This window comes from Clostridium sp. BL-8 (genome assembly GCF_002006495.1).
GTDB lineage: Bacteria > Bacillota > Clostridia > Clostridiales > Clostridiaceae > Clostridium.
The window spans coordinates 71,937-80,047 of sequence record NZ_LZZL01000019.1; the positions used below are offsets into that span (position 1 = coordinate 71,937).

The 8,111-nt window shown below is 28.9% G+C and carries 9 protein-coding genes; 3 read left to right on the forward strand and 6 right to left on the reverse strand.

Annotated features, from left to right (window positions below):
* Window positions 1–298 precede the first annotated feature (298 nt).
* A complete protein-coding gene (gene pssA / locus CLOBL_RS08805) occupies window positions 299–826 on the forward strand; it encodes a CDP-diacylglycerol--serine O-phosphatidyltransferase (protein ID WP_009172521.1) in 528 nt (175 codons plus the stop codon).
* A gap of 96 nt (window positions 827–922) precedes the next feature.
* Here the strand turns inward: pssA and CLOBL_RS08810 are convergent, their stop codons facing one another.
* The 6 genes from CLOBL_RS08810 to CLOBL_RS08835 all read right to left on the reverse strand — a co-directional run bounded on the left by CLOBL_RS08810 (window position 923) and on the right by CLOBL_RS08835 (window position 6,904).
* Complete coding sequence (locus tag CLOBL_RS08810; protein ID WP_009172522.1) at window positions 923–1,267, reverse strand: hypothetical protein; 345 nt, start codon at window positions 1,265–1,267, stop codon at window positions 923–925.
* 79 nt (window positions 1,268–1,346) lie between these two features.
* Entirely contained in the window at window positions 1,347–1,700 is a 354-nt protein-coding gene (locus CLOBL_RS08815; protein WP_077858675.1) for a hypothetical protein, read from the reverse strand.
* 14 nt (window positions 1,701–1,714) lie between these two features.
* Window positions 1,715–2,257 (reverse strand): rubrerythrin family protein, encoded by a 543-nt coding sequence (locus CLOBL_RS08820; RefSeq protein ID WP_077858676.1) that lies wholly within the window; start codon window positions 2,255–2,257, stop codon window positions 1,715–1,717.
* Between the two features lie 168 nt (window positions 2,258–2,425).
* Window positions 2,426–3,796, reverse strand: a complete 1,371-nt coding sequence (locus CLOBL_RS08825; protein ID WP_077858677.1) for a SpoVR family protein — start codon at window positions 3,794–3,796, stop codon at window positions 2,426–2,428.
* A 4-nt stretch (window positions 3,797–3,800) separates the two neighbouring features.
* The gene (locus CLOBL_RS08830) at window positions 3,801–4,973 is read right to left on the reverse strand and encodes a YeaH/YhbH family protein (RefSeq protein WP_077858678.1); all 1,173 of its coding nucleotides are present in this window, start codon (window positions 4,971–4,973) and stop codon (window positions 3,801–3,803) included.
* An 8-nt stretch (window positions 4,974–4,981) separates the two neighbouring features.
* On the reverse strand, window positions 4,982–6,904 hold the full coding sequence (locus tag CLOBL_RS08835) for a PrkA family serine protein kinase (RefSeq protein WP_077858681.1): 1,923 nt from the start codon (window positions 6,902–6,904) through the stop codon (window positions 4,982–4,984).
* A 683-nt stretch (window positions 6,905–7,587) separates the two neighbouring features.
* Here CLOBL_RS08835 and CLOBL_RS27930 point away from each other — a divergent pair.
* Window positions 7,588–7,758: a hypothetical protein gene (locus CLOBL_RS27930; RefSeq protein ID WP_179117711.1), complete on the forward strand. Its 171-nt coding sequence runs from the start codon at window positions 7,588–7,590 to the stop codon at window positions 7,756–7,758.
* A 172-nt stretch (window positions 7,759–7,930) separates the two neighbouring features.
* The coding region (locus tag CLOBL_RS08840) for a cysteine peptidase family C39 domain-containing protein (RefSeq protein ID WP_207652351.1) at window positions 7,931–8,111 on the forward strand (181 nt) is incomplete at its 3' end.

The window sequence follows — 8,111 nt, forward strand, 5'->3', positions numbered from 1 at the left end:
ATAAATCTTTTTCTTTATAATTCCAGCGTCATATAAAATCAATTTATAAAAAGTTTTCTATATAAATAAAATAATCTTATCTAAAACTAGATTTCTAAAACTTATTTGTCCATTAAATTTTTAACTAATTACTTTTCGCATTCACCATGCCATAACTTTTATTATATCATTTTCCATATTTCATGTACATACTATAACCATTAATAAAACTAAAAATTCATTTATGCCTTATATTATTTTGATTTATATGCTATAATAATTCTTTGTAAGTATTTTTTATAATTTTAGGAGTGATTTTATGAGGAAAAGTTGTATTCCTAATGTATTTACCTTTATTAATTTATCTTGCGGAATTATATCTATATTATCAGTAATGAGTGAAAAATATGCGATAGCAGGTGCATTCATACTATTAGCAGGATTGGTAGATAGATATGATGGAAGGATAGCTCGTTTTTTAAATGTTTCTAGTGAATTAGGTAAAGAGTTAGACTCTTTGGCTGATTTGGTTTCTTTCGGAGTAGCGCCATCTATACTAGTATTTATATATTTTAATCTTTATACTTTACACCCAAGAGGATTAGTGGGATTTGTAATTTTATTATTATTTCCAATCTGTGGTGCATATAGATTAGCTAGATTTAACACTACTAATTTTGATGGTGCCTTTACTGGCGTACCTATAACAATAGTTGGGTGTTTCATGGCTCTTTTTTCATTAATTATGATTAACTTAAATATGATGCCTTCACCTTATCTTGTTGTTCTTTTAATGACTCTTGGTTCATATTTAATGGTAAGTAAGATTAAATTAAAGAAATTTTAGTTGAATTGAAGATTGTAATGAACGAAGTAATTTTTTCTTATAAAAAAACTCTGTCTCTCAATCTAAGACAGAGTTTTTTAACTTCATTTTCATTTTCTAATCTTCTCTTTCAGAATTTTGGAATTTTAGTTCATTATCTATTTCAGTAAATATCTTATCTTTCTCTGTGCTTGTCATGATATAATCATTTTGAAGCTTACAATACTTTAAATATGAGCCTTCACACTTACTTAACGTACCTACTAGTTTATCTATTAATTCACCAACCTGTTCAGCTCTTTCTAATGCACTTTTAACTTCACCCTTACTTGCTAGATTTACACTATATAGCTCTGCTGCCCCTGCAATTAATAACCTATAAACATCTACATAATTTTTTAATAATGCACTTAAGTTATCAATATCTTGATAATGTTTCTTTGCTAAATCCTCAAATTTCATAACTGGTCCTCTATAAATTTCTACTAAATTACTATTTTTATAAGTTAATATTTCATATTTTTTAATTATCGACTATAAATTATTTTCTTGAAGTCTCGCTTTTAGCATATTCATTATCTATATCTTTAAGTATTTCTTTCACATGATTTCCATCTGGATTATCTTCTCCTATGCTATGACTGAGCATATTTTCTTTATATGGCTCTTGTAACAAGTCCATGTTAAATTCATAAAATTTCTTTTCATTATTTTCATAAGTATTATTTTCATAATCGTTTAATATAAATCCTTCATCTTGATGTAATTCCAGCTCCGACCCTAATCCACCTAATTGGATATACTCAACTTCCCAATCTCTATAGATTGGTTTATCTCTTAAATCATCAGCATAAACTACAGGAACCACAAACTCCTTTGGATATTCATAAATCATATATTTACCCCCAATTAATAGCAATCTTCATTTTCTAATTCTTTAAAGTATGCTTTAGGATATTTACATAATGGGCATTTCGCTGGTGCTTCTTTTCCTTCATAGATATATCCGCAATTTAGACATAACCATTCGGTTTGCTTATCTGCTTTAAACATTTTGCCATCTTTGACTCTTTTAGCTAATTCTAAAAATCTTTCTTTGTGATGCCCTTCTACTTCTTGAAGCTCCTTATAGAAATTAGCAATTTCATCAAACCCTTCACAGCGTGCTGTTTCCTCGAATTCTTTATATATGACTTTATTTTCTTCTGACTCAGCAAGTGCTGCTTCTGTTAAATTATTTTTTGTATTATCAATCATATCTAAGTATCTTTTAAATACTTCTCTAGCATGAGCATGCTCATTTCCTGCTGTTTCCTCAAACACATCTGCAACATACATAAAGCCTTCAGACCTAGCTTTTTCTGCATAAAAAGAATATTTATTTCTCGCTCTTGACTCCCCTGCAAATGTTTTAAACAAATTTTTTTCAGTTTCACTACCTTTTAGGCTCATTAATATTATCTCCAAAAATATTATTTTACTACATAAATATGATATTCATCCCTAAACTTTTTGTTACTTCTTTATCTAATACTCTAATTATGATTAGGAAAATACGCCTTAGCTTTAAAGCGTGACAATGCACAACCCAACATTGTGAATTGTGCATCATTTATTATATTATGATATAATTACCTTCTTTTCTTGATTACAAATTAAAACTACATCCTGCTTGTCACTTGATTTAGTCATTAATTTAACATCATGTCCCCATAGTTCTTGTATATACTTTAAAGTTTCTTTAGCATATGAAAGATCTAATGGCCTGCCATCAAATACATTTTCTAATGTCAAAGTATAATTTTTCTTATTTAAATCTATGACTCTAATATAAGGTATATTTCCCATTCCTGCTGTATAACTTAATGTATCTCTTATTGTCTTCCAGCCAGTTTTATCAGATATTTCTTCTATAACAATATCAAAAGTTCTTTCATTATATTGAAATAAATTTAATTCCTCACATAATTCTCGAGTTAGATAGCGTCTTAAAAAAGAAGAATCTCTCTCTATTTCTCTGACCTCAAATATTTTTTCTTTTCCATATCTCTTTTCTATATCTTCATATATCTTAAATCCAATATAATATGGATTTAATCCTCCTACAGCTGGTGCTATTACATCATTATGCCGTTTTAAGAACTCTAGATGTAGTTCTTGAGGCAATTCTAATTCCTTTAAAATATTATAATGAGTATAACTCGCCCATCCTTCATTCATTATTTTAGTTTCAATTTGAGGTATAAAATATTCAGTTTCTCTTTTGACTATACTTAGTATATTTTTTTCCCACTCCTTCAGCTGACCATATTCTATTATAAAACCCATTAGATCATCTACTGGTTCTAATGGAAACTTTTCCAAATCAGGTAACTTTATTTCCTGATAAGAATCAAGAAAGCCGCAGTTTTCTTTTTTACATTCATACGCTTTTAATATATTCTCTTTAATTTCATCATTAGATAGCTCCTTAACCCCAATGTTTCTTTGAGATTGGTATCTTATAGCATGAGCTGCATCTAATATTCTTTCAACTTCTGAATATCCTATACTTGGATCATCTATATATTCTCTTATTATTTTCGAATCTAAATTAAACATTTCTAAAGTATACCTTGCATTGGTTCCTTCTTTAAATAACCTATTATTTTTAAAGAAATCATTATGCCCATATACATGAGCCATTGTTAATATTTGTAGCAGTAATGTATTATCTTTCATCAAATACGCTAAACAGGGATCAGAATTAATTACCATTTCATAAGGAAGGCCAGTAAGATTAAAAGAATAAAGAGTCTTATTTTTTTCATAAGATTTTCCAAAACTCCAATGAGGATATCTTGATGGCATTCCAACATAGGCTTCATATCCTATCATTTCATTAAAATTTATAATCTCAAATTCTTGAGGATAAAAATCCAATCCATATTCTTTAACTTTCTTTTCTATTTTTTCATTCCAAGCTTCAATATCCCTTAAACTATATTCCAATTCTCTACTCCTCCTTTAACTCCTTCCTAAGCATAATCTTAAGTGCTTCCCATAAATCCTTTTTCTCTTTTATAATTACAGGGACAAATTTTTCGCTTGTTACTTCCTTTTTAAATTTATGATACATCGTTGTCGTATATGTTGATGGTAATAATTCTGCATAACCAAACATATTGCTAATTTCACATATATTTTTAACTGCTATAACGGCCTTTTCATTATCCTCTGACCAATTATCACCATCACTTGCATATATGCTGTATATATTCCATGCTGCTGGTGGATATTTTTCTTCAATTAATTGCAATGCTTCATTTATTCCACTGGATATATAGGTACCACCAGATTCTGATTTATGGAAAAATTCATATTCATCGACTCGCCTTGCAACAGTAGTGTGATATATAAATTCAAACGCTATATTGTTGTACTTTCTTTTTAGAAAAGTAGCTAATACAAAAAAGTACGATCTAGCCAAATATTTTTTTGTTATATCCATTGATCCAGAAGCATCCATAATAAATATCATTACAGCATTACTATCTTTTCTAGGTTTTAATTTAACTCTATAATATCTTAAATCTTCCTCTCTAAATGGAAATCTATCTATTTCCTCTTCATTCTCTAACTCTTTTAAAGCTCTCTTCTTACCTTGCTTCCTTGCAATCTTTGACATAACAGTCTTCTTTTTTGCAAGTCTTGGTCGTATTCCATGAGTTTGATATCCTCTCTTTTTGCCACTCGTCTCTGTTACTATTTCAGAATATTTTTTTTGATCTAAATTAGGCAGGTTTAGATCCTCAGATATATAATCCATTAATTCTTCAAGAGTGATTTCTGTTTCATAAACATCATCACCTTCGTCATTTCCTGGTCCTTGATTACCTTTAGCCAGTTTCTTGTTTCCACTGCCTATCTTCTCGCCTCTTTTTTCATCTCCAACTCCAGTAGCTACTCCCCTGGAATTTTTCCCATATACAAATTGATATTCTTTAATCCCTTTAATGGGTATTTTGAACTTCTTATTTTTACTTTCTCCAACAATGCTTTCCTCTGATAATATATCTCCCAAATTTTCCTTTATGGATTTTTCTACTAGCTGCCTATGTCTTCTTCTATCTTCTATGGATCTGTCGTGATCAATTTGATTATTTGTATAATCCCTAAATATCGCCATGACTTATTCTAATCCCTCCATAAGTTATTTGCAGCATATTTTAGGATTACATCACAACAATGAAGGCAATATCCGTTATTTTGCATTTCTTCAACCATAGAATTATATTTTTCTGCTTGTTCTTTATCTCTAACTTTAGATTTAGTTATTATTCTAGATAGATCTTTAACTGAAAGTGTTAATTTCTTTTCTATTGCCTCTTTTAAAGGTTCGTAGGAAGTATAATCTAATTTCCCACCTTTTCTAACTATATAAAACATATATGAAGTGACATCTGATCTAAATCCCTTAGCTGATGCAGCATATACACCTATTTGCTCTTCTATACTCCTCATAAATTCTTCATCTGGATTAAGTTCTTCACCTGTTGAAATATCTTTTATTTTAGTTTTATTTACATAGGCTTCTGCATTATCTATATAGTTATTAAATAAACTCTCAGCTTGCTCTCTAAATGAATGTATAAATGCCTTTGTAATTTCTCTCTCTAAAATTTTATTATATTCTTTTCTAATAGTATCTTGAATAAAGCCCAAATATTTTTTCTTATCATCTGCTGCAATATCAAGCTCTTTAACTGACTTAATCATACTTTCCATTATGCTAAGCGGATTAATACAATCATACTCTGATTCTGCAAGGGCATTATCTATAGCCTTTATAATAAATCTTGTACTTATTCCTTTCATGCCTTCATATTGTCCAGCTTCTTCCCTAAGTTCTCCAATATCAATCTTTTTAGTAGTTCCCTTTTCAACAATTTCTTCTCCATTATAAATCTTGAGTTTTGTCATAGGATCAGCTTTAGCTGAAGGTGTTATTCTTGAAAGTATTCCAAACATCGCTGCTACCTTAATAGTATGAGGTGCTATATGTGCCTTAAAGTTACTCTTTTTTAATATCTTTTCATATATCTTAACCTCTTCATCCAGTTCTAAACAATATGGAACTTCTACTTTTACTATTCTATCCAATATTGCTTCGTTTGTATGATCTGACTTAAACTTATTCCATTCAGCTTCATTTGAATGTGCAACTATAACTCCATCAAAATAGATCATAGAACCTTTTCCTGGAGATGGTATAGACTTTTCTTGAGTAGCCGTAATTATTGTATGAAGATATTCTACATCATTTTTAAATACCTCGATAAACTCTACAAGACCACGATTTCCAACATCAAAAGCACCATTTAATGAAAATATTCTTGGATCATCCTCTGAATACAAGTCCATTTTAGATATATCAATTGCTCCTGTTAAAATTGAAGTATCTTGATTATTAGGATCAACTGGTGGTACTACTCCTACTCCCTTTCGTGACCTAATCGAAAATTCTGTTCTTTCAACTGGAAAGTCTTCATATACACCATTGAGTTCATGGGTAAGTTTATATTTGCATATAGGGCATAAATCCCCTTCAATTTGTACTCCAAGCATTTCTTGAAATTTTGGTCTCAAATGCTTTGGAAGAAGATGAAGGGGTTCCTCATGCATTGGACAGCCTTTTAAGGAATACACTGATTCACAATCTTCTAATGCAGACTTTAAACTTTCAACTATTGAAGACTTACCAGCACCAACTGGTCCTACAAGATATAAAACTTGTCTTGACTCTTCCCCTTTCATTGCTGCAGATTTAAAGTAACTAACTAATTTCATTATAACTTTATCAATACCATAAAAATCATCCTTAAAAAATCCATATTTTCTTATTAAATCATTTCCGTAGATTTTTCGAATTTTCGGATTTTCATCGGCTTTTAATTCTTCTACTCCCTTGCTCATAATCATGTCATAAATCCTTTTATGAGCAAGTTTAACTACTTCTGGATTTTCTTTAACAATATCTAAATAATCGAGAAAACTTCCTTCAAACTTTTGGGTGCTATACTTTTCTCTATCTGTTTCTATAAATTCTTTAAAGTTCATACTCATAAACACTCCTCCTCCTTTATACCTAAAATATATTCACTTAATCGGAGTCATTATGACTACTTTTTTTAAATACTTCCTTTTTATTGCATCAAATATATATGTATAATAATAATAACTATAGAATATTCTTACATCTACAGCATCTATTTCATTGAGCACTTTATTTGTATTATAATTTTATTTCAAGCATTGCATGCAAATGTTAATTTTTTGTCGTATAATCTATGTACCCAGTAGATCGCTAATATTATTTTTTTATTACATTATATGTTATTTACTAATTTTGTTATTAGGTATAGATAAATTCAATTTCAACTCAAATCTTTAATAATTTAACATTTATACGTCATTTCCTTTCAATTTATAATTAAATTTTATGAAACATTTGATGTTAATTAACTCACTTGCTTTATACTTACTAAAAGAAACTTTTGCTCGATTTTTTTAAACTACAATTTAATTAATATTATTTTTTATTTATAACTTTCTTTTGCCCCAGATTCAATGATGAAAGTAAATGCTTTTGGTATAAAATGCATATTTTTTAGTGTAAAAGATATAAGATTTAAAATATATAATATATTTTCTATTTATTACTAATTATGTAACTTTAGTGGAAGAAGTATTTAAAAATATTCAAAATTATGAGAATATTTAGTTAAAGGGAGGTGAAAAATATGAGAGAATTAAAAATTGAAGAGCAAAGAAGTATATGCGGTGGAACAATGTATTCGTTTAAAGATTTAACTACTGGTTCCGTTTATGCAGATACAGATTTTAATGCTTTATATAACAGAAGAGCTGATCTTATAGCTGAAGGACATGCAGTATCTGCTATAAAACCATAATTAAAGCAGTATCAGGAAAAGCTGTCTCATATGAGTCAGCTTTTTCTAATACTATTTTCAATCTAATAAACTTGAACTATATTATGCAAAACTTGTAGTATTGAAATGTAATAATTATATTATAGATTAAGAAACTAATTATTAATATATTCATTGAATGTAAGGAGTAAATATGACTATAACAAGAAAATATTGTTGTATTAAACAACATGATATAACAGACTGTGGTCCAGCATGCATTGCTACTATTACAAGAAAATATGGATTAAAACTTTCTATTTCTAAGATAAGAGAAATAGCTGGAACAGATTCAGAAGGAACATCCGTTTATGGACTTGTGGAAGCTGCTAAAA

Bases quoted from the DNA above. Each gene is read 5' to 3' on its own strand.
- pssA (WP_009172521.1), top strand. From the start codon at position 299: ATGAGGAAAAGTTGTATTCCTAATGTATTTACCTTTATTAATTTATCT.
- CLOBL_RS08810 (WP_009172522.1), bottom strand. From the start codon at position 1,267: ATGAAATTTGAGGATTTAGCAAAGAAACATTATCAAGATATTGATAAC.
- CLOBL_RS08815 (WP_077858675.1), bottom strand. From the start codon at position 1,700: ATGATTTATGAATATCCAAAGGAGTTTGTGGTTCCTGTAGTTTATGCT.
- CLOBL_RS08820 (WP_077858676.1), bottom strand. From the start codon at position 2,257: ATGAGCCTAAAAGGTAGTGAAACTGAAAAAAATTTGTTTAAAACATTT.
- CLOBL_RS08830 (WP_077858678.1), bottom strand. From the start codon at position 4,973: ATGGCGATATTTAGGGATTATACAAATAATCAAATTGATCACGACAGA.
- CLOBL_RS08835 (WP_077858681.1), bottom strand. From the start codon at position 6,904: ATGAACTTTAAAGAATTTATAGAAACAGATAGAGAAAAGTATAGCACC.
- CLOBL_RS27930 (WP_179117711.1), top strand. From the start codon at position 7,588: ATGAGAGAATTAAAAATTGAAGAGCAAAGAAGTATATGCGGTGGAACA.